Raw genomic sequence first — 18704 nt, forward strand, 5'->3', positions numbered from 1 at the left:
GATGGCCGTCTCCCCCATCCGCGTCGGCCTCGTCGGGATCGGCAACTGCGCCTCGTCCTTCGTGCAGGGGCTGCACCATTACCGCGACGCGGCTTCCGGCGAGTCCGTGCCGGGCCTGATGTCGCCGGATCTCGGCGGCTACCGGGTGCGCGACATCGCGGTGGTCGCGGCCTTCGACGTGAGCGCCGCAAAGGTCGGGCGCGACCTCGCCGAGGCGATCCTGGCCGAACCCAACAACACACAGGTCTTCGCCGCGGTGCCGCCGACCGGCGTCACCGTCCGCCGCGGCCCGACCCTCGACGGGATCGGCCACTACCTGAAGGGCGTGATCGCGGAATCGTCTGAGCCCGAGGCCGACGTGGTGGCGGAACTCACCCGCACCGGCACGCAGGTGCTGGTCTCCTACCTGCCGGTGGGTTCACAGGCTTCCACAGAGTTCTACGCCGAATGCGCGCTGCAGGCCGGCTGCGCCTTCGTGAACTGCATCCCGGTCTTCATCGCGTCGAATCCCGAATGGGCGGAGCGCTTCGCCGCCCGGGGGCTGCCGATCGTCGGCGACGACATCAAGAGCCAAGTCGGCGCCACCATCGTGCACAGGGTGTTGGCCAACCTGATGCGCGAGCGCGGGGTCCGGCTGGACCGGACCTACCAGCTCAATTTCGGCGGCAATGCCGACTTCCTCAACATGCTCGAACGGGAGCGGCTCGAGTCCAAGAAACTCTCGAAGACCCGGGCCGTGACGAGCCAGCTCGACGTAGCGCTGGCGCCGGCCGACGTCCATGTCGGCCCGAGCGACCACGTGCCGTGGCTGACCGACCGGAAATGGGCCCATATCCGATTGGAGGGGACCGCCTTCGGCGGCGTGCCGCTCAACATCGAATTGAAGCTCGAGGTCTGGGACTCGCCGAACTCCGCCGGGATCGTCATCGACGCGGTGCGCTGCGCCCGCCTCGCGCTCGACCGGGGCCTCGGCGGCGCCCTTGAAGGCCCGTCGAGCTACTTCATGAAGTCCCCGCCCCGGCAGTTCACCGACACGGAGGCGCGGGAGCGGACCCTGCGCTTCGCGGCGGGCGAAGGGGCGTGATCGCGCGTGCGGATGGTTGGGGCCGAGCCCCCACCTCCCGGCGCGTGGGGAGTCGCCCGCAGGCACCCCGTCACGCCTGCCGGACGCGCAGGCGCGGCCGGAGCGACGGTGAGAGGGCGATGCCGCCGGGAAACCGCCCGGTGCCGCCCCCGCTCCCCTGGCCGCCGCTTCTCGGCCGGCCCCGACAGGGGCGCGTGATGCCCGCTCCGCCCAGGCGGGGCGCGGGGATCCGCGCGCGGCCTCCAGCCCGCCCGAGCCTCGCATGAGGCGGGTCTTCCTCGTCCGCCACGGCAGCCATGACCGGCTTGGCCGGATCCTGTGTGGTCGCATGCGCGGCGTCTCCCTCGGCGAGTTCGGCCGCGCCGAGGCACGGGCCGTCGCGCGCCGTCTTGCCGGGACGGGCGCCGGCACGCTGCTGACGAGCCCCCGGGCGCGCACGGCGGAAACCGCGGCCCCGATCGCCGCCGCCCTCGGCCTCACCGCCACGACCGAGCCGGACCTCGACGAGGTCGCGTTCGGCGACTGGACGGGCCGCACCTTCGAGGCGCTGGCGGCCGATCCCCTCTGGGCCATCTGGAACACCGAGCGTGCCACTGCCCGCCCGCCGGGCGGCGAGGGCATGGCGGAGGCGCAGGCCCGCATCGGCCGGGTCCTCGATCGCTTCACCGAGGACGGCGCGCCGGTCATCCTGGTGAGCCACGCCGACGTGATCCGGGCGGCCCTCCTCAAGGTCCTCGGCCTCGGCCTCGACGCCTACGACCGGATCGTCGTCGATCCGGCCTCCTGCAGCGAACTCGCCCTCTGGCCCGGTGGCGGACGGGTGGTCTCCCTCAACGAACGGACCGCACCATGACGGCCTCCGACCTGCGCCGGCGGGCCGACGCCCTCGGCCCCTGGTTTCACAACCTCGACCTCGGCGACGGGGTCTGGACCGCCCCGGACCATTTCCTCGGCGATTACCCGGGGGTGAAGTGGCGTCGCTTCGCCCACGCGATCCCCGCCGACCTCACCGGCAAGAGCGTCCTCGACATCGGCTGCAACGGCGGCTTCTATGCCATTACGATGAAGCAGCGCGGCGCGGCGCGCGTGCTGGGCGTCGACTCGGATGAGCGATACCTCGCCCAGGCCCGCTTCGCCGCGGCCCATCTCGGCTACGACATCGAGTTCCGTAACCTCTCGGTCTACGACGTCGGCACCCTGGGCGAGCGGTTTGACGTCGTGCTGTTCATGGGGGTGCTCTACCACCTGCGCCACCCGCTGCTCGCCCTCGACCTGATCCGGGAGCATGTGGCCGGCGACCTCATGGTGTTCCAGTCGATGCTGCGCGGCAGCCGCGCCGTCGAGCCGGTAGCGGAGGATTACGACTTCTGGGACATGGACCAGTTCGAGCGGCCCGGATACCCGCGGATGCACTTCGTCGAACGCGCCTACGCGCATGACTGGACCAACTGGTGGATCCCCAACCGCGCCGGCATCGAGGCGATGCTGCGGGCGAGCGGCTTCTCCATCGCGGGCCAGCCCGAGGCTGAAGTCTACATCTGTCGCGCCGCGCCGGTCCCCTACGGATTGGGGGCCGAATATCCGGCGCGGGCGGATACTCAAGGACGCAGGTAGGCGCGATGATCGACTCGGTGATGCTCTGGAACGAGCCCAACAACAAGTCGCACTGGGACCCGGAGATCGACCCCGACTGGTTGCTCTTCGCCGAGATGGTCAAGGAGGCGGGCCACGCGATCCGGGCGGCGAACCCGGCCCTGACCCGCGTGCTCGGCGGCATCTCGCCGATCGATCCCCTCTTCATCCGCAACATGGAAGAGCGCGGCGTCCTCGACGCCGTCGACGCCGTGGCGGTTCACGGCTTCCCCCTGGACTGGAACCTGTGGTCGATCCACGACTGGCCAGCCAAGGTCGACGAGATCCGCGCGGTCACGACCCTTCCGGTCTGGGTCTCGGAGGTCGGCGTCTCGACCTTCGGCGCCGAGGAGGTTCAGGATTGGGGCCTGCGCCGGACCCTGGAGCTGCTCTCCGGCCGGGCCCCCAGGATCCACTGGTACAGCCTCTACGACCTGCCGCGGGAATGGGAGGCCACCACCCGCCACAAGGAGGCCGAGGGCTCCTCCTACTACCGGCACTTCCACATGGGCCTGCTGCGCCAGGACGGCACCCCGAAGATCGCCCTCGAGAGCTTCGCCCGCCACACCCCCGAGATCGGCCTGTGCCAGTGGTTCCACTTCGAGGATCACCGGCTCGACGAGGCCGTGGCGTGGATGCGGCGGCTCGGTGTCCGTCACCTGCGCACCGGCCTGTCCTGGGCCGACAGCTTTCGCCCCGGCGCCCTCGACTGGTTCGACCGTCAGATGGCCGCGCTGGACGAGTTCGACGTCACCGTCACCTTCTGCTTCACGCCCGAGCACCGGGGCATCTCGCCCCATCACACCAGCGCGCCGCTGGTCCGCGCCGAGTTCGCGGAGTTCTGCACCGCCATGGTCCAGCGCTACGCGCCGGGCGCGCCAACATAGATTGGCGATCGATCCGGGGACAGCGGCTATCCGTCAACGCGGAGCCGCGGCACGAAGGGTCGCCCGACGCTCCTGACGGTTCGACGCCGCGGGGAGGTGGACGCCCGGAATGGTGCAGATCTTCCGTCCGGGTGCCGACACGGTCGCGCGGGTCGTCCTCGCCGCGGTGGCGGTGGTCCCGGTCCTGTCCATGGGCCTCGCCTACGCGTTCTGGCGGTCGCCCTACGCCACCCAGCAGGACGTGACCCGCGAGCAGCCGGTCCCGTTCAGCCACGAGCACCATGTTGGGGGCCTCGGGATCGATTGCCGCTACTGCCACACGTCGGTGGAGAAGGCCGCTTTCCCGGGGATCCCGCCCACCGAGACCTGCATGAGCTGCCACTCGCAGATCTGGACCAACGCGCCGATGCTGGCGCCGGTGCGGACCAGCCTCGCCGAGGGACGTCCGCTCCTGTGGCGCAAGGTCCATACCCTGCCCCACTACGTCTACTTCAACCACTCCGTTCACGTGGCCAAGGGCGTCGGCTGCACCACCTGCCACGGCGAAGTGCAGACCATGAAGCTGATCCGGCAGGTCGCCCCGCTCACCATGGGCTGGTGCCTCGACTGCCACCGCGACCCGGCTCCGAACCTTCGCCCCCGCGAGGCGGTGTTCGACATGGACTGGACGCCCCCGCCGGACCAGAGAGCGGCCGGCGCGCAGCTGGTAAAGGCCTATCACATCAAGAGCCCCGAGCGGCTCAGCGAGTGCTCCATATGCCACCGCTGAGCGTCCCCTCCCGCCGCGAGGCCCTGGGCCTGCTCTCCGCGGGCATCGCTCTCGGCCTCGGCGCCTGTTCGAAGCCCTCGGAAGAACTCGTGCCCTACGTGGTCGCGCCGGAGCGTCTCCTGCCCGGTGTGCCGGTACGCTACGCCACTGCCCTGTCGCTCGGCGGCTGGGCGCGGGGCGTCCACGCCATCGCGGTGGACGGGCGGCCGATCAAGATCGAGGGCAACCCGCTGCACCCGGGCAGCCGGGGCGCCACCGACGTCTTCGCCGAGGCAGCGATCCTCGACCTCTACGATCCGGACCGCTCGCGCACCGTGACCGAGCGGGTGAACGGCATCGCCTCCTGGGACATGGTCGGGCGGGCCCTGGCCGTCCCCCTGGCGCAGGCGCGCCGGGCCAAGGGCGAGGGCTTCCGCCTGCTCACCGGGCACGTCACGTCGCCGACGCTCCTGCACCAGATCGCGTCTCTACTGCAGGCGATGCCGGAGGCGGTCTGGCACGTCCACGAGCCTCTGAACGACGCCGCCGCGTTGCGCGGCGCGGAGCTCGCCTTCGGCCGTCCCCTGCGGGCGCTGCCGGATCCCGGTCGGGCCGAGACGATTCTCTGCATCGGCGCCGATCCCCTCGGGCCAAGCCCGGACCAGATCCGGTTCAGCCGTGCCCTCATGGACCGCCGCCGCGACTCGGCGCGGTTCGGCCGGATCTACGTCGCCGAGACCGCGCTGACCCAGACCGGCATCAAGGCCGACGCCCGCTATGCCCTTCACCCCCACCACGCGGGCGCCCTCCTGGCCGCCCTGGCCAACCATCTGGGCGCCGCCCTCCCCGCCCCCGACTTGCCTCCGGAGGCGGCCCGGTTCGCCGCGGCCGCGGCGTCGGATCTGCGCGGAGCCGAGGGCCGCGCCCTGGTCCTCGTCGGCGATGCCCTGCCCCCGGAACTGCACGCCCTCGGGCACTGGATCAACGGGCGGCTCAAGGCGCCGATCACCTACACCGTCCCGCTCGACGTCGCCGGCGACCGTGCGCCCGCCGATCTCGCCACCCTGGCGGCGGATCTCGACGCGGGGGCGGTCTCCTGCCTGGCGATCCTCGATTGCAACCCGGCTCATACGGCGCCCGCCGACCTCGCCTTCGCGGAGAAGATCGGCCGAGCCGGCTTCTCGCTCCATGCCGGGCTGCACGGCGACGAGACCGCGGGCGCCACGCACTGGCACCTGCCGCTGGCCCACGCGCTCGAGAGCTGGTCGGACCTGCGCGCGCTGGACGGCACCGCGAGCCTCGTTCAGCCCCTGGTCCGGCCCCTCTACGGCGGCCGCTCGGCCCACGAGATCCTGTCCTTGCTGGCCGGCGAGCCTGCCACGGCCGGCTACGACATCGTCCGGGCGACGTGGCACGATCAGGGCGGCGGCAATTTCGAGGGCTGGTGGCGCCGGGCGCTCCACGATGGGGTGATCCCAGACAGCGCCGCTGCGCCGGTCGAGCCCGGCGCAGCGCGGCTGCCATCCCTGCCGGCGTCCCCGAATGCCGGCTTCGCGATCGAGCTGCGCGCCGATCCCTGCCTGTACGACGGCCGCTACGCCAACAATGCGTGGCTGCAGGAATGCCCGAAGCCGGTCTCCAAGCAGGTCTGGGGCAACGCCCTGGCGCTGTCTGAGGGCGAGGCGGCGCGCCGCGGGCTCAAGGCCGGCGACGTCGTCACGCTCGGGCTGGGAGGGCGGCAGGTCGAGGTGCTGGTGGCGGTGGAATCCGGCGTCGCCGAGGGGGCCGGCGCCCTGACCCTCGGCTACGGCCGCCCCCGGGCCGGGGCCATCGGCAACGGCGTCGGTGCGGACGGCTACAGCCTCGCCACCACGGCGGCCCCGCGGCTGCTGTCCGGCGTGAACCTCGCGAAGACCGATCGGCGGGGCAACGTGCTGCGCACCCAGACCTACACGCAGATCGAGGGCGAGACGAGGAAGCTCTTCCGGCAGATCGCCTTGGTTGATCTTGCCCAGGCAGCGCCCAAAGGCAGCGGCGCCGGCCAGCCGAGCCTGCTGGACCCCTGGAGGGGCGACGCCGACGGCCATGCCTGGGCCATGGTGATCGACACGCACGCCTGCATCGGCTGCAACGCCTGCGTCGTCGCCTGCCAGTCCGAGAACAACGTGCCGGTCGTCGGGCCGGAGGAGATCGCCCGGGGCCGGATGATGCACTGGCTGCGGGTCGACCTCTACGATTCCGGCACGCCCGACGCGGTGCGGGCGGGCTTCCAGCCGGTGCCGTGCATGCATTGCGAGCACGCGCCCTGCGAACCGGTCTGCCCGGTGGCGGCCTCGGTCCATGACGGCGAGGGGCTGAACCTCCAAGTCTACAATCGCTGTGTCGGGACGCGCTTCTGCGAGGCGAACTGCCCCTACAAGGTTCGGCGCTTCAACTTCTTCGGCTATGCCGACGGGCAGCCTTACGCCACCATGGGCGCCGAGAGCATCAAGGCGCAGCACAACCCGAACGTCACGGTCCGGGCCCGCGGCGTGATGGAGAAGTGCACCTACTGCATCCAGCGGATCGCCAACGAGCGCCAAGCCTCCGAGCGCGACGGGCGGCCCATGGATCCGGTCGTCACCGCCTGCCAGTCCGCCTGCCCGACCAGGGCGATCACCTTCGGCGACCTCGCGAAGTCGGGCGACCCGATCCTGGCCCTGCGCCGGGACCCCCGGCACTACGCGCTGATGGAGGAACTGAACACGCGGCCGCGCACCACCTACCTCGCCGACCTGCACGCCCCGAACCCCGACCTCGGGGGCCGGACATGACCGGAGGCGCGCAGGCCCCTCGCTGGATCGTTCCGGCGCAGCTCAGCCACGGCGCGATCTCGGCGGCGATCGCCGACCCGATCCAGAAGCGCGGCCCCGGCAGGCTCTGGTTCTACGCCCTGCTCGCCACCCTGCCCTTCGTGCTGGTGACCCTCGGGGCGATCGGCGCGGTGCTCACCGTCGGGATCGGGCTCTCGGGGGTGAACACCACCGTGGTCTGGGGCTTCTCCATCGCCAACTACGTCTGGTGGATCGGCATCGGCAATGCCGGCACGCTGATCTCATCGATGCTGCTGCTCACGCGCCAGCGCTGGCGCGCCTCGATCAACCGCTTCGCCGAGGCGATGACCCTGTTCGCCGCCGGGATCGCCGGGATCTTCCCGATCATCCATCTCGGGCGGCCGCTCTACGCCTACTGGCTGGCGCCCTACCCCAACACCATGGAGCTCTGGCCGCAATGGCGCTCGGCCCTGGTGTGGGATTTCTGGGCGATCCTCAGCTACATCCTGTTCTCGGCCCTGTTCTGGTTCACTGGCCTCCTGCCCGACCTCGCCACGATGCGCGACCGGGCCACCACCCGGGCCGGGCAGGTCATCTACGGCGCCCTCGCCCTCGGCTGGCGCAACTCCGCCCGGCACTGGCAGGTCTACGAGACCTATCACAAGACCATGGCGGCGCTCGCGGTGCCGCTGGTCTGCTCGGTCCACTCCATCGTCGGCCTCGACTTCGCGGCGAGCCTGATGCCCGGCTGGCAGGAGAGCATTTTCCCCCCCTACTTCGTCGTCGGCGCGATGTATTCCGGCTTCGCGATGGTTGTGGTGATCGCGATCTTCATCCGCTGGGGCCTGAACCTCCAGGCGGTGATCACGCCGGCCCATTTCGACGTCATGGGCAAGGTCATGCTGTTCGCCAGCGTGGTCATGACCCTGTCCTACGCCACCGAGTGGTTCATGGCCTGGTACGGCGGCGAGCCTGCCGACCGCGATGTCGTGCGCTACTTCTTCGTGGGCGATTATCGCTGGCTGTATTACGCCCTGATCGCCTGCAACTGCGTCGTGCCGCAGGCCCTGTGGTTCCCGTTCGCGCGGCGCAACCTCTGGGTGCTCGCCGGGATCTCGGTGGTCATCAACATCGGGATGTGGTTCGAGCGTATCCTGATCGTGTGGAACACGCTCTCGCACGGCCACGCCATGAGCCTGTGGCGGACCTATCACACGAGCCTCTACGACCTCGCGATCCTGTTCGGGCCGCTCGGCCTGTTCGTGCTCGGGTTCCTCGTGCTGGTGCGGATCCTACCCGTCATCTCGATGCACGAGGTCCGGCAGATCAGCCACGACGAGGGGGCTGCCGCATGAGCAGGCCGTCCACCAAGCCGCTGCTGGCCGAGTTCGAGACCCCCGACGCGCTGGTGCGGGCCCTGCGGCTCGCCCGGGCCGACGGCCACCGCCTGCTCGACGCCTTCACGCCCTTCCCGCTCGAGGAGCTGTCGGGCGCCCTCGAACCCGCGCGCAACCCGGTGCGGCCCGTCATGGCTCTGGCGGGCTTCGGGGCGGCGGCCGCGATGTACGGGCTGCAATGGTACAGCGCGGTCTACGCCTACCCGCTGAATTCCGGCGGCCGGCCGCTCCATTCCTGGCCGGTCTTCACCCTGGTGCCGTTCGAGTTCGGCGTGCTGGCGGCGGCCGTCGCGGGCTTCGCCGCGATGCTCTGGTCCTGCGGCCTGCCGCGGCTCAACCACCCGGTCCACGACATGCCGCAGTTCGAGCGGGCGAGCCAGGATCGCTTCCTGCTCCTCGTGGCGCCGAAGGACGCGCCTGCGCCCCTGCGCCGGCGTCTGGAGGAGGCCGGCGCGCTGCTCGTCTCGGAGATGCACGGATGAGGCGCGCGCTCCTCCTCGCCGCCCTCCCGGCCCTCTGCCTGACGGCCTGCGACGACCAATCGATGCGGGTACAGAACCGCTACGAGGTCTACGGCACGGCGCCGCTCTTCCCGGGCGGCGCCGAGACGCAGACGCCGCCGGCCGGAACCGTCGCGCAGGGCGATGCCGCCTATGATGCCGGCCTCGACACGCCGCCGCACCTCGACGCAGCCCTGCTCGCCCGCGGCAAGGAACGCTACGAGGCGATCTGCACCCCCTGCCACGGTTATTCAGGCCACGGCGACGGCATGGTCGTGCAGCGCGGCTTCCCGCCGCCGCCCTCCTACCACGAGGACCGCCTGCGGGCGGCGCCCGCCCGGTACTTCGTCGACGTGATCACCAGGGGCTACGGCGTGATGTACCCCTACGCGGCCCGGGTTGCCCCCCGGGACCGCTGGGCGATCGCCGCCTACATCCGGGCGCTTCAGCTCTCGCAAGGCGCGCGGGTCGCGGACGTCCCCGGTCTCGCAGAGCAGCTGCCATGATGGCGAATCTCGCCCGCGGCTGGCTCGTCGCTTGGCTGGTCTGGAGCGCGGTTCCCGTGGGCAGCCTCGTTCTGATGCTGATCCACCGGGTGACCGGTGGCCGCTGGGGCGAGGCCCTGGCGCCCGCCCTGCGTCCGGCCGCCGGCCTGATACCGCTGGCCGCCCTGGCCTTCCTCGGCGTGGCGCTCAGTCTCCCCGCCCTGTATCCCTGGGCCGCCGACCCCGGCACGGTGAAGCCGGGGGTCGCCGAACTCTACCTCGACCCGGCCCTGTTCGACCTGCGGGCCGCGGTGACGCTCGTCGGCTGGTCGGTCCTCGCGCTGCTGTGCCTCGCGGGCCGCTGTTCCCCCCTCGCGGCGGCATTGGGCCTGAGCTTCTACGGGCTCACCATCAGCCTCGTGGCGGTGGACTGGATCCTCTCGGTGGAGCCGCACTTCACCTCATCGGCCTTCGCGGCCAACGTCGCGTTCCACCAGATCCTGGCGGCGCTCGCCTGGGCGGCGCTCGCGAGCCCGCCGGGGCTCGACGCGGAGCGCGCCGCCGACCTGGCCGGTCTGATCCTCGCGACCCTTCTGGGCGTCCTCTACCTGAGCCTGATGTCCTACATCGTCGCGTGGTACGGCGACCTGCCTGAGAAGTCGGTCTGGTACCTGAGGCGCGGAACCGGCCCCTGGATCGCGGTGCTCCTCGCGGCGCTCGCCGCCGGCGGGCTCCTGCCCTTCGCGGCCCTGCTGTTCGGGCGGATCCGGCGGAGCGTCGCGTCCCTGCGGGTGGTCGGTCTCCTCACCCTGATCGGCGTGGCCCTGCACCTCGCGTGGTACGTGCTGCCCGCCTACGAGGCCGGCGCGGGTCCGGCTGCCGCCTGGGCTGCCCTGTGCGCCGCGCTGCTGGCCCTGCTGTCGGCGCCGGTGGGTCGCCAGATCACCCGCCGCCTCGCCCGGATCCGGGCCGCCGGGAGGCCGCGCCATACCTGATCAGCCCTCCCCCGTGGCCGATGGCCAGCTTCATACCGGCGTTCACGACGACGCCGTGGGCCACGCCCGTCCCGGCACGGAGGCGCCCGCCCTGGCGCTGCGCCCGGTGCTGCTCACCGGCCTGTTCATCGTCGTCTTCGTGGGCGCGACGCTCGCGGGCCTGCGCCTCTACTACACGCTGACCGTCGACCTGCCGCTGATGCGGCCACCCCGCACCTTCGCGCAGCCGCAGCTCCAGCGGGCGCCCGCGAGCGACCTCGCCGCCCTCCTCCGGGATCAGAAGGCGCGGCTCTCCGGCTACGCCTGGGTCGACCGGGACAAGGGCATCGCCCGGATTCCGGTCGCGGCGGCGATGGCCCGGCTGGCCGCGGAGGGCGATGCCGGGTTCGCTGCGCCCGCCCAGCCCGAGCAGGTGCCGCCCCTCGGCAGCCGCGGCGGCGCGTCGAGCACCGTGATGTCGCCGGACGGGCAACCCGGCACCGTGCAACGCGCCGCCTCCGAGGTGGGGCGCCGATGGGATCGCTGATGCCCGCCTGGCTGATGCCGGTCGCCGCCTCCACACACGCCGCCAAGGTCGACCGGATCTTCATCGGCCTCACTCTTGTCTCGGCGGCCATCGTGCTCCTCGTGGTCGGCCTCGTGGTCACCTTCGCGATCCGCTTCCGCCGGGGCTCGAACGCCGACCGGGGGCCGCTCCCCGAGGTGGTCTCCCGGGAATTCGAGATCGGTTGGACCGCCGCCACCCTGTTCGTCTTCGTCTTCATCTTCTGGTGGGCCGCCTCGGCCGAGATCGGCGCCTTCTCGCCGCCGAAGGACGCCCTGGAGGTCCACGTCGTCGGCAAGCAGTGGATGTGGAAGACGCAGGCCTCGAACGGCGCCCGCGAGATCAACGAGCTGCACGTGCCGGTGGGCGTGCCGGTGCGCCTGGTCCTGACCTCGCAGGACGTGATCCATTCCTTCTACATCCCGGCCTTCCGGCTGAAGCGCGACGCCGTGCCGGACCAGACCACCGAGGCGTGGTTCCAGGCGACGAAGACCGGCACCTTCCAGCTCATGTGCACCGAGTATTGCGGCACCGACCATGCCCGCATGCTCGGCCGGGTGATCGTCATGGAGCCGCAGGACTACGCGGCCTGGCTCTCGGCCCAGCCCGAGGGCGACGACCTCGCCCACCAGGGCGAACGTCTGTTCTCCGAGAAGGGCTGCTCGGGCTGCCACGCGCCGGGCTCGACGGTCCATGCCCCGAACCTCGCCGGCATCTGGGGGCAGGCCGTGCAGCTCGACGGCGGCAAACTCGCCACGGTCGATGCCGCTTACGTGCGCGACTCGATCCTCCAGCCGAAGCGCGACGTCGTGGCGGGCTACGCCCCGGTCATGCCGAGCTACGAGAGGCTGCTCTCGGACGGCGAGATCCAGGAACTGACCGCCTATATCCGCTCGCTGGGCGCGGGGCCGCGGGAGGTCCGCACGCCGGGCGTGCCGCCGCTGTCGTCGCGCGTGCCGGGTGCCCAGTCCGAGCGCAGCCCCGCCATGGTGCCGGGCGCCCCCGTCGCCGACACGCCCTCCCCCGCCGGCCCCGTGGTGCGGCCGTGACCTCCGCACCAGCATCCCGAACCGGAGTGCCCGCATGAGCACGCGCGTCGCCGAGAGCCCGGCGAGCCTCGCCGACCCGGACGAGTTGGCCCTCGGCCTGCCCGAGAGCTACCTGTCGGCCGGCGGCACCCTCGGATCGTGGCTGACCTCCACCGACCACAAGCGCATCGCGATCCTCTACGCGCTGTCGGTCACCCTGTTCTTCTTCATCGGCGGCGCGGCCGCCACGCTGGTGCGGCTGGAGCTGTTCACGCCGCAGGCCGACCTCGTCGGCGCCGATACCTACAACAAGCTGTTCACGCTCCACGGCGTGATCATGGTGTGGTTCTTCCTGATCCCGTCGATCCCCACCACCTTCGGCAACTTCCTGCTCCCCCTGATGATCGGGGCGCGGGACCTCGCCTTCCCGAAGCTCAACCTCGCGAGCTGGTACCTCAACGTCATTGGCGGCCTGATCACCGCGACCGCCGTGCTGGCTGGCGGCATCGACACCGGCTGGACCTTCTACGTCCCCTACTCGACCACCTTCTCCAACACGGCCGTGACCATCGGCGTGCTGGGGGTGTTCGTCTCGGGCTTCTCGACCATCGCCACGGGGGTGAACTTCATCGCCACCACGCACCTGCTGCGGGCGCCCGGGATGACGTGGTTCCGTCTGCCGCTGTTCGTATGGGCCATGTACACGACGAGCATCATCTTCGTGCTCGCGACCCCCGTCCTGGCGCTGACCATCATCCTGGTGGTGGCCGAGCGATCCCTGGGCCTGCCGATCTTCGATCCCGCGAAGGGCGGCGACCCGATCCTGTTCCAGCACCTGTTCTGGTTCTACTCGCATCCGGCCGTCTACATCATGCTCCTGCCCGGCATGGGCATCGTCTCGGAGGTGATCACCTGCTTCGCGCGGCGGCGGATCTTCGGCTACGACTTCATGGTCTACGCCCTGGTGGCGATCGCGGTGATCGGCTTCTTCACCTGGGGCCACCACATGTTCACCTCGGGCATGTCGCCCTACGCGGCGCTGATCTTCTCGTTCCTGTCCTTCGTGGTCGCCGTGCCCTCGGCCATCAAGGTGTTCAACTGGACCGCCACGCTCTACCGCGGGCAGGTCGGGTTCGAATCGCCGATGCTCTACGTGCTGGGCTATATCGGGCTGTTCACGGTCGGCGGCCTGACCGGGCTGTTCCTGGCCTCCATCCCGATCGACGTGCACGTGCAGGACACCTACTTCGTCGTCGCCCACTTCCACTACATCATGGTCGGCGCGACCGTGTCGGCCTACTTCGCCGGCCTGCACTTCTGGTGGCCGAAGTTCACCGGTCGCATGTATCCGGAGACCTGGGCGAAGTTCGCCGCAGTGCTGATGTTCTTCGGCTTCAACCTGACCTTCTTCCCGCAATTCATCGCTGGCTATCTCGGCATGCCGCGGCGCTACCACGTCTACCCGCCGGAGTTTCAGGTCTGGAACGTGCTCTCCTCCTCGGGTGCTGCGGTGCTGGCGGCCGCCTACCTGATGCCGCTCGGCTACCTGACGTGGTCGCTGTTCTTCGGCGCCCGGGCGGTGAACGACCCCTGGAACGCCTCGGGCCTCGAATGGCGAACCACCTCGCCGCCGCCGCGGGTCAACTTCTTCGGCCGCCCCGCCGTGCTCGCCAAGCCCTACAACTACCACCCGGAGGGCGCAGCCCCGCTGCACGACGAGCCGCGCATCCCCTCGCAGGGCTCGCTCACGTGACCGACCCCGCGATCGCCACCGAAGCGCCGCTGCACGCGGAGTTCCTGCGCGAACCCTGGGACGGGCTGGGGCTCCCGCAGGAGGAGGCGCTGTCCTACCAGCGCTTCGGCGCCACCTTCGGCATCTGGATCTTCATCGCCAGCGAGGTGCTGTTCTTCGGGGCGCTGTTCCTGTTCTACGCCGCCGTGCGGGCCGAGCACGCGGAGGCCTTCGCGACGGCCGCCCGCGAAACGAACATCGTCTACGGCACCCTCAACACCGCGATCCTGCTCACCAGCGGCCTGAGCGCCGCCGCCGCCTCGCTGGCCTCCGAGCACGTGCCGCTGCGCCGGCTCACTCAGTGGTGTCTCGTGGCGACGGCGACGCTCGGCCTCGCCTTCCTGGCGGTCAAGGGCATGGAGTACCGCGACGATATCGCCGAGCACCTCGTGCCGGGGCGGGGATTCAAGCTCCCCGAGCCCTCCGCGCAGCTGTTCTTCGGCTTCTATTGGCTCTCCACCGGCATCCACGGCGTCCATCTGACGGTCGGCATCGGGCTCGTTGCGCGGCTGATCTGGATCGGCTGGCGGCATCCGGAGCGCCTGCCTGGGAATCCGCAGGTGGAGGTGACGATGCTCTACTGGGGGTTCGTCGACATGGTTTGGCTGTTCCTCTACCCGGCCCTCTACCTCGTCGGGCGGCCGGGATGAGCGCGCCGGTTTCCGCAGGCGCGGTCTGGCGCCGGGTACTGCCAGTCTGGCTCGGTCTGATGGCGCTGCTGGCGGTCGCGTGCGCCCTGGCCTACGCGCCGCTCGGCCCCTGGACGGCGGCCGTGAGCTTCGGAATCGCCACGACGCAGGCGGCGCTGGTGGCGCTGCTGTTCATGCGCCTGATCGAGGCCTCCGCCCTCATCCGCCTCACGGCGGCCTGCGGCTTGTTCTGGTCGGCGATTCTGTTCACGCTGACCTTCGCCGACGTGCTGAGCCGTCTGACGCGGAGCTGAGGACACCTCGTCCCGCGTGCTTCATCGATCTTGCCGCGCCGCTCCAGGGTGATCGGCGCGGTCTCACCCGCATTGTCGAGCCTGCTGAGCCTCAGGGCCCCGTCGAGGTCCGCCGCGTTTCGCGACCGGTGCAGCCCTCTCGCCTGGCCGATCCTCCCGAACCCTCCGAATGAATGCTGGCCGGTCCGGTCAGCCCCCGTGAACGGCAGAGGGCGTTCCACATGCCACCTTCGCGATGGCCGCTTGCGAGCCTGAGCCTGCGGCTTCATGATCTGCTCACGCCGGTGTTTGGGAGGACGCCGAATGGCAGCGGCGGACAAAGCATTCACGGGTTCGATCCCGGATCTGTACGAGCGCCACCTCGTTCCCCTGATCTTCGAGCCTTATGCCCGCGATGCGGCCGTCCGGGTGAGGCAGCTCGTACCGAGGAGCGTCCTGGAGACTGCCGCCGGCACGGGTGTCGTCACCCGCAGGCTCGCCACGGCCTTGCCCGCGACGACGCGTTTGGTCGCCACCGATCTGAACGCGGCCATGCTCGCCGTCGCCCGGGATCGTGTGGGTCAGACCCGGCCCATCGAGTGGCTGCAGACCGACGCCCAAGCTCTGCCTTTCGCTGCTGAGACCTTCGACGTTGTGCTGTGCCAGTTCGGGATCATGTTCTTCCCCGAGCCGCTTCGGGCGTTTCGAGAGGCCCGGCGCGTCCTGAAGCGATCAGGACGGCTGATTTTCAGCGTCTGGGATTCCATCGGAGCGAATGACTTCGCCGACACGGTCACGCAATCGCTCGCCGAACTCTTCCCGGCCGATCCGCCTCGATTTCTCGTGCGCACGCCGTACGGCCACTGCGACACCGTCGGCATGGCCACGGCACTGAAACAGGCCGGCTTCTCCGATGTGAAGGCGGAGGTGGTCGAACACGTAAGTCGGAGTCCCTCGCCGCACGGGCCGGCCGTGGCCTACTGCCAGGGAACGCCCTTGCGAGGCGAGATCATGGCGCGAAATCCCACTGGTCTACCGGAGGCCACCCGGCGGGTGGCCGAGTCCCTGGCGACGCGCTTCGGTCAGGGGCCGATCGAAGGTCGCATGCGCGCCATCGTCTTCGACTCAGGCCGGTGATCGGCCGTTCAGCACAGCGCTCAGTGCGGCCGCAGATCAGTTTTCCCGTCTCGGCCCAGATCGCTTGCACGCATCCGGGTCATCGCCACAACCGAGGGTACGATCCAGCTCCTGTTACGTCCGTTGTGCGCGTCGGCGCCGGATCGGCCCATTGGCACCGCATGTCCGCGCCGGAGCAAGCCGGCGATCCAACGCAATGACTAACCGCGCCACGCGGAGCGGCCGGCCCTACCTGGCCGGAAGCCGTCGGTCTGCTTCGGAGGCGATGAGACGGTCGAACGGGCATGCGGCTGCCGACGCGGCTCTGTCGCGACGAACGATTTCCGCGCTGCCTCACAGCATCCACACCTGCCGAGTGTGATCGCCGAGGCTAACGGCTGGCACGCTGACGGCCGCGCGGTCCCACGGATGTCGGCGTGTTGTCCCGGTTCTCATCGAAGAGCTTGCGCCACCGGACCAAACGCTCCGGTTCGATCTTGCCTTCACTGATCGCGATGCTCACGGCACAGCCGGGTTCATGGGCGTGCGTACAGTCACGGTATCGGCACAAGGGCGCGAGCTCGACGATCTCAGCGAACAGCGTCTCGATCCCCTCCGCGGCGCCACTGAGGTGCAGCGTTCGCATTCCCGGCGTGTCGATGACCCAGCCGCCGCCGGCAATGGCATGCAGCGAACGCGACGTGGTCGTGTGGCGTCCCTTCGCATCGTGCTCCCGAATGCCTCCGGTCTGCTGAGCCGGCCCCTCACCTGCGCCGACCAGCGTGTTCACCAGAGTCGATTTGCCGACCCCGGAGGAGCCGACCAGCGCCACGGTCCGCCCCGAGCCGCACCATGGAGCGAGCATGTCCGCGGCTGCTGGGAGCCGGGGATTGACGGTGACGACGTCGAGCCCGCGCTGCAGCTGGGACGCTTGGCGCTGGTAGGCTCCCAGATCGTCCGTCGTGTCGGCCTTGGTGAGCAAGATCACCGGGGCCGTGCCGCCCTGATTGGCGAGGGCGAGATAGCGCTCCAGGCGTGCGGGATTGAAGTCGGCGTTGCAGGAGGTGACGATGAACAGCGTGTCGACATTGGCCGCAGCGGCCTGAAGAGTCCTGCTGCCCTCCGTGCGTCGCTCCATCACCGTCCTGCGGCCGAGACGGCGATGCAGTGTCTGGGTCACCGGGTCGACGAGTACCCAATCGCCGACCGTAAGGTCGCCCGCGTCGGCAGGAGCGGCCAAGGTCAACTCGACCGATCCGACTTCCGATAACGCGGTCAGGCGGGAGCGGTGGATCGCAGCGATCCGCATCGGGGCGAATACAGCCTCGTCGGGTTCTCGCTGGTCCTCGAAGAAGTCGGACCACCCCAGCTTTGAGAGCGGCACGGACTGGAGGGCGGTGAGATGATTGATCACCGCCCTGCCCATGGCATGGCACCACGCGCCTGGCCAGCCCTCTGCAGCCAGCCTCCTAATGAAGCCTCACTGAACGCGAGATCGTTCCACGGTGCCGATCCGGTTGACCATGTAGAATCCCGCGGAAAGGCGTGTCGGCGCGTTGGTCCCTCCCAGTCGCACCAAGAGCCCCCGACGGCGCAGCCAGTCTCAAGACTCCCGTATCCGATCATCGGCGGAGACGCGGCGTTCCAGTATCTGAAATTTACACGTCGGCCCCGAGAGAAGGGGTTAGCACTTCCACGTCGAGAGTGCTAAAGATGGGCCGATCGGGCGCCGATGATCTGCTTCGCCGCTGCCTTGTCCCGCGATAGCGCCAGCCATGTCGGCTGGATCTCGCTTGGGAACGATCAGGATTTCACAATGAACTTCCGGCCGCTGCACGACCGCGTGGTGCTCCGTCGCATCGAAGGCGAGGAGAAGACCAAGGGCGGCATCATCATCCCCGATACGGTCAAGGAGAAGCCGCAGGAGGGTGAGGTGGTCGCCGTCGGCCCGGGTGCGCGCGACGAGGCGGGCAAGATCAACCCGCTCGACGTCAAGGCCGGCGACCGCGTCCTGTTCGGAAAGTGGTCCGGCACCGAGGTCAAGATCGACGGTCAGGACCTGCTGATCATGAAGGAATCCGACATCCTGGGCATCGTCGCCTAGCGCCGATCCGGCCTCACTGGCCTTGATCCTCGACCTGCCCTTCGAGGCGCCCGCTGTGGCGTGCCTCGGGGCTAAAACGACAGATGATGAGCCCTCAACATGTCCGCTAAAGACGTTCGCTTTTCGGTCGATGCCCGCGAGAAGATGCTGCGCGGCGTCGAGCTGCTCGCCAGTGCGGTGAAGGTGACGCTCGGTCCGAAGGGCCGCAACGTCGTGATCGAGAAGAGCTTCGGCGCCCCGCGCATCACCAAGGACGGTGTGACGGTCGCCAAGGAGATCGAACTCGTCGACAAGTTCGAGAACATGGGCGCCCAGATGGTGCGCGAAGTGGCCTCGAAATCGAGCGACACGGCCGGTGACGGCACCACCACCGCGACCGTGCTGGCGGCCTCCATCGTCCGGGAGGGCGTGAAGTACGTCGCCGCCGGAATGAACCCGATGGACCTGAAGCGCGGCATCGACCTGGCGGTGGCCGCGGTCGTGAAGGATATCGGCGAGCGCTCCCGCAAGGTCGCCTCGTCCGAAGAGATCGCCCAGGTGGGCACGATCTCGTCGAACGGCGACACCGAGATCGGCCAGATGATTGCCCACGCCATGCAGAAGGTGGGCAACGAGGGCGTCATCACCGTCGAGGAGGCCAAGACCGCCGAGACCGAA

Annotated in this window: 19 protein-coding genes; 18 read left to right on the forward strand and 1 reads right to left on the reverse strand. The window is 69.9% G+C overall.

Annotated elements, in window-relative coordinates:
- The first annotated feature begins 1 nt into the window (after position 1).
- From MFF58_RS17400 to MFF58_RS17475, 16 genes are all read left to right on the forward strand, one after another.
- Entirely contained in the window at positions 2-1084 is a 1083-nt protein-coding gene (locus tag MFF58_RS17400; RefSeq protein WP_238290030.1) for an inositol-3-phosphate synthase, read from the forward strand.
- 262 nt (positions 1085-1346) lie between these two features.
- Positions 1347-1937, forward strand: coding sequence for a histidine phosphatase family protein (locus tag MFF58_RS17405; protein ID WP_238290031.1), 591 nt, complete (start codon positions 1347-1349; stop codon positions 1935-1937).
- Positions 1934-2698 carry a TIGR04290 family methyltransferase gene (locus MFF58_RS17410; RefSeq protein ID WP_238290032.1) on the forward strand — a complete coding sequence of 255 codons (765 nt, stop codon included), beginning with the start codon at positions 1934-1936 and terminating at the stop codon, positions 2696-2698. The genes MFF58_RS17405 and MFF58_RS17410 overlap by 4 nt, the downstream gene beginning before the upstream one ends.
- Before the next feature lie 5 nt (positions 2699-2703).
- Positions 2704-3603, forward strand: a complete 900-nt coding sequence (locus tag MFF58_RS17415) for a glycoside hydrolase 5 family protein (protein ID WP_238290033.1) — start codon at positions 2704-2706, stop codon at positions 3601-3603.
- 109 nt (positions 3604-3712) lie between these two features.
- On the forward strand, positions 3713-4372 hold the full coding sequence (locus MFF58_RS17420; RefSeq protein ID WP_238290035.1) for a cytochrome c3 family protein: 660 nt from the start codon (positions 3713-3715) through the stop codon (positions 4370-4372).
- Complete coding sequence (locus tag MFF58_RS17425; protein ID WP_238290036.1) at positions 4360-7164, forward strand: 4Fe-4S dicluster domain-containing protein; 2805 nt, start codon at positions 4360-4362, stop codon at positions 7162-7164. Before MFF58_RS17420 ends, MFF58_RS17425 begins: the two co-directional genes overlap by 13 nt.
- A complete protein-coding gene (nrfD, locus tag MFF58_RS17430; protein WP_238290037.1) occupies positions 7161-8519 on the forward strand; it encodes an NrfD/PsrC family molybdoenzyme membrane anchor subunit in 1359 nt (452 codons plus the stop codon). The genes MFF58_RS17425 and nrfD overlap by 4 nt, the downstream gene beginning before the upstream one ends.
- Positions 8516-9043: a DUF3341 domain-containing protein gene (locus tag MFF58_RS17435; RefSeq protein WP_238290038.1), complete on the forward strand. Its 528-nt coding sequence runs from the start codon at positions 8516-8518 to the stop codon at positions 9041-9043. The genes nrfD and MFF58_RS17435 overlap by 4 nt, the downstream gene beginning before the upstream one ends.
- Entirely contained in the window at positions 9040-9567 is a 528-nt protein-coding gene (locus MFF58_RS17440; protein ID WP_238290039.1) for a c-type cytochrome, read from the forward strand. Before MFF58_RS17435 ends, MFF58_RS17440 begins: the two co-directional genes overlap by 4 nt.
- Positions 9564-10541, forward strand: coding sequence for a hypothetical protein (locus MFF58_RS17445; RefSeq protein ID WP_238290040.1), 978 nt, complete (start codon positions 9564-9566; stop codon positions 10539-10541). Before MFF58_RS17440 ends, MFF58_RS17445 begins: the two co-directional genes overlap by 4 nt.
- 13 nt (positions 10542-10554) lie before the next feature.
- Positions 10555-11067 (forward strand): hypothetical protein, encoded by a 513-nt coding sequence (locus MFF58_RS17450; protein WP_238290041.1) that lies wholly within the window; start codon positions 10555-10557, stop codon positions 11065-11067.
- The gene (coxB, locus tag MFF58_RS17455) at positions 11055-12134 is read left to right on the forward strand and encodes a cytochrome c oxidase subunit II (protein ID WP_238290042.1); all 1080 of its coding nucleotides are present in this window, start codon (positions 11055-11057) and stop codon (positions 12132-12134) included. Before MFF58_RS17450 ends, coxB begins: the two co-directional genes overlap by 13 nt.
- Positions 12135-12168: 34 nt before the next feature.
- Positions 12169-13866, forward strand: coding sequence for a cytochrome c oxidase subunit I (gene ctaD, locus MFF58_RS17460; RefSeq protein WP_238290043.1), 1698 nt, complete (start codon positions 12169-12171; stop codon positions 13864-13866).
- Complete coding sequence (locus tag MFF58_RS17465) at positions 13863-14555, forward strand: cytochrome c oxidase subunit 3 (protein WP_238290045.1); 693 nt, start codon at positions 13863-13865, stop codon at positions 14553-14555. The genes ctaD and MFF58_RS17465 overlap by 4 nt, the downstream gene beginning before the upstream one ends.
- Positions 14552-14848 carry a cytochrome C oxidase subunit IV family protein gene (locus MFF58_RS17470; RefSeq protein WP_238290046.1) on the forward strand — a complete coding sequence of 99 codons (297 nt, stop codon included), beginning with the start codon at positions 14552-14554 and terminating at the stop codon, positions 14846-14848. Before MFF58_RS17465 ends, MFF58_RS17470 begins: the two co-directional genes overlap by 4 nt.
- 303 nt (positions 14849-15151) lie before the next feature.
- The gene (locus tag MFF58_RS17475) at positions 15152-15964 is read left to right on the forward strand and encodes a class I SAM-dependent methyltransferase (protein WP_238290047.1); all 813 of its coding nucleotides are present in this window, start codon (positions 15152-15154) and stop codon (positions 15962-15964) included.
- 370 nt (positions 15965-16334) lie between these two features.
- Here the strand turns inward: MFF58_RS17475 and rsgA are convergent, their stop codons facing one another.
- Positions 16335-17369 carry a ribosome small subunit-dependent GTPase A gene (gene rsgA, locus MFF58_RS17480; protein WP_238290048.1) on the reverse strand — a complete coding sequence of 345 codons (1035 nt, stop codon included), beginning with the start codon at positions 17367-17369 and terminating at the stop codon, positions 16335-16337.
- 390 nt (positions 17370-17759) lie between these two features.
- Here rsgA and groES point away from each other — a divergent pair, with 390 nt between their 5' ends.
- A complete protein-coding gene (gene groES, locus MFF58_RS17485; RefSeq protein ID WP_238290049.1) occupies positions 17760-18047 on the forward strand; it encodes a co-chaperone GroES in 288 nt (95 codons plus the stop codon).
- A 99-nt stretch (positions 18048-18146) separates the two neighbouring features.
- Positions 18147-18704 (forward strand): TCP-1/cpn60 chaperonin family protein (locus MFF58_RS17490; protein WP_283206447.1); only part of this gene is annotated, 558 nt, incomplete at its 3' end.

It is taken from the genome of Methylobacterium longum (genome assembly GCF_022179385.1).
Classification (GTDB): domain Bacteria; phylum Pseudomonadota; class Alphaproteobacteria; order Rhizobiales; family Beijerinckiaceae; genus Methylobacterium; species Methylobacterium longum.

What these genes read in the sequence shown, in the direction of transcription:
- MFF58_RS17400 (WP_238290030.1), top strand. Translation starts at nt 2, where the DNA reads ATGGCCGTCTCCCCCATCCGCGTCGGCCTCGTCGGGATCGGCAACTGC.
- MFF58_RS17405 (WP_238290031.1), top strand. Translation starts at nt 1,347, where the DNA reads ATGAGGCGGGTCTTCCTCGTCCGCCACGGCAGCCATGACCGGCTTGGC.
- MFF58_RS17410 (WP_238290032.1), top strand. Translation starts at nt 1,934, where the DNA reads ATGACGGCCTCCGACCTGCGCCGGCGGGCCGACGCCCTCGGCCCCTGG.
- MFF58_RS17415 (WP_238290033.1), top strand. Translation starts at nt 2,704, where the DNA reads ATGATCGACTCGGTGATGCTCTGGAACGAGCCCAACAACAAGTCGCAC.
- MFF58_RS17420 (WP_238290035.1), top strand. Translation starts at nt 3,713, where the DNA reads ATGGTGCAGATCTTCCGTCCGGGTGCCGACACGGTCGCGCGGGTCGTC.
- MFF58_RS17425 (WP_238290036.1), top strand. Translation starts at nt 4,360, where the DNA reads ATGCCACCGCTGAGCGTCCCCTCCCGCCGCGAGGCCCTGGGCCTGCTC.
- nrfD (WP_238290037.1), top strand. Translation starts at nt 7,161, where the DNA reads ATGACCGGAGGCGCGCAGGCCCCTCGCTGGATCGTTCCGGCGCAGCTC.
- MFF58_RS17435 (WP_238290038.1), top strand. Translation starts at nt 8,516, where the DNA reads ATGAGCAGGCCGTCCACCAAGCCGCTGCTGGCCGAGTTCGAGACCCCC.
- MFF58_RS17440 (WP_238290039.1), top strand. Translation starts at nt 9,040, where the DNA reads ATGAGGCGCGCGCTCCTCCTCGCCGCCCTCCCGGCCCTCTGCCTGACG.
- MFF58_RS17445 (WP_238290040.1), top strand. Translation starts at nt 9,564, where the DNA reads ATGATGGCGAATCTCGCCCGCGGCTGGCTCGTCGCTTGGCTGGTCTGG.
- coxB (WP_238290042.1), top strand. Translation starts at nt 11,055, where the DNA reads ATGGGATCGCTGATGCCCGCCTGGCTGATGCCGGTCGCCGCCTCCACA.
- ctaD (WP_238290043.1), top strand. Translation starts at nt 12,169, where the DNA reads ATGAGCACGCGCGTCGCCGAGAGCCCGGCGAGCCTCGCCGACCCGGAC.
- MFF58_RS17470 (WP_238290046.1), top strand. Translation starts at nt 14,552, where the DNA reads ATGAGCGCGCCGGTTTCCGCAGGCGCGGTCTGGCGCCGGGTACTGCCA.
- MFF58_RS17475 (WP_238290047.1), top strand. Translation starts at nt 15,152, where the DNA reads ATGGCAGCGGCGGACAAAGCATTCACGGGTTCGATCCCGGATCTGTAC.
- rsgA (WP_238290048.1), bottom strand. Translation starts at nt 17,369, where the DNA reads ATGGGCAGGGCGGTGATCAATCATCTCACCGCCCTCCAGTCCGTGCCG.
- groES (WP_238290049.1), top strand. Translation starts at nt 17,760, where the DNA reads ATGAACTTCCGGCCGCTGCACGACCGCGTGGTGCTCCGTCGCATCGAA.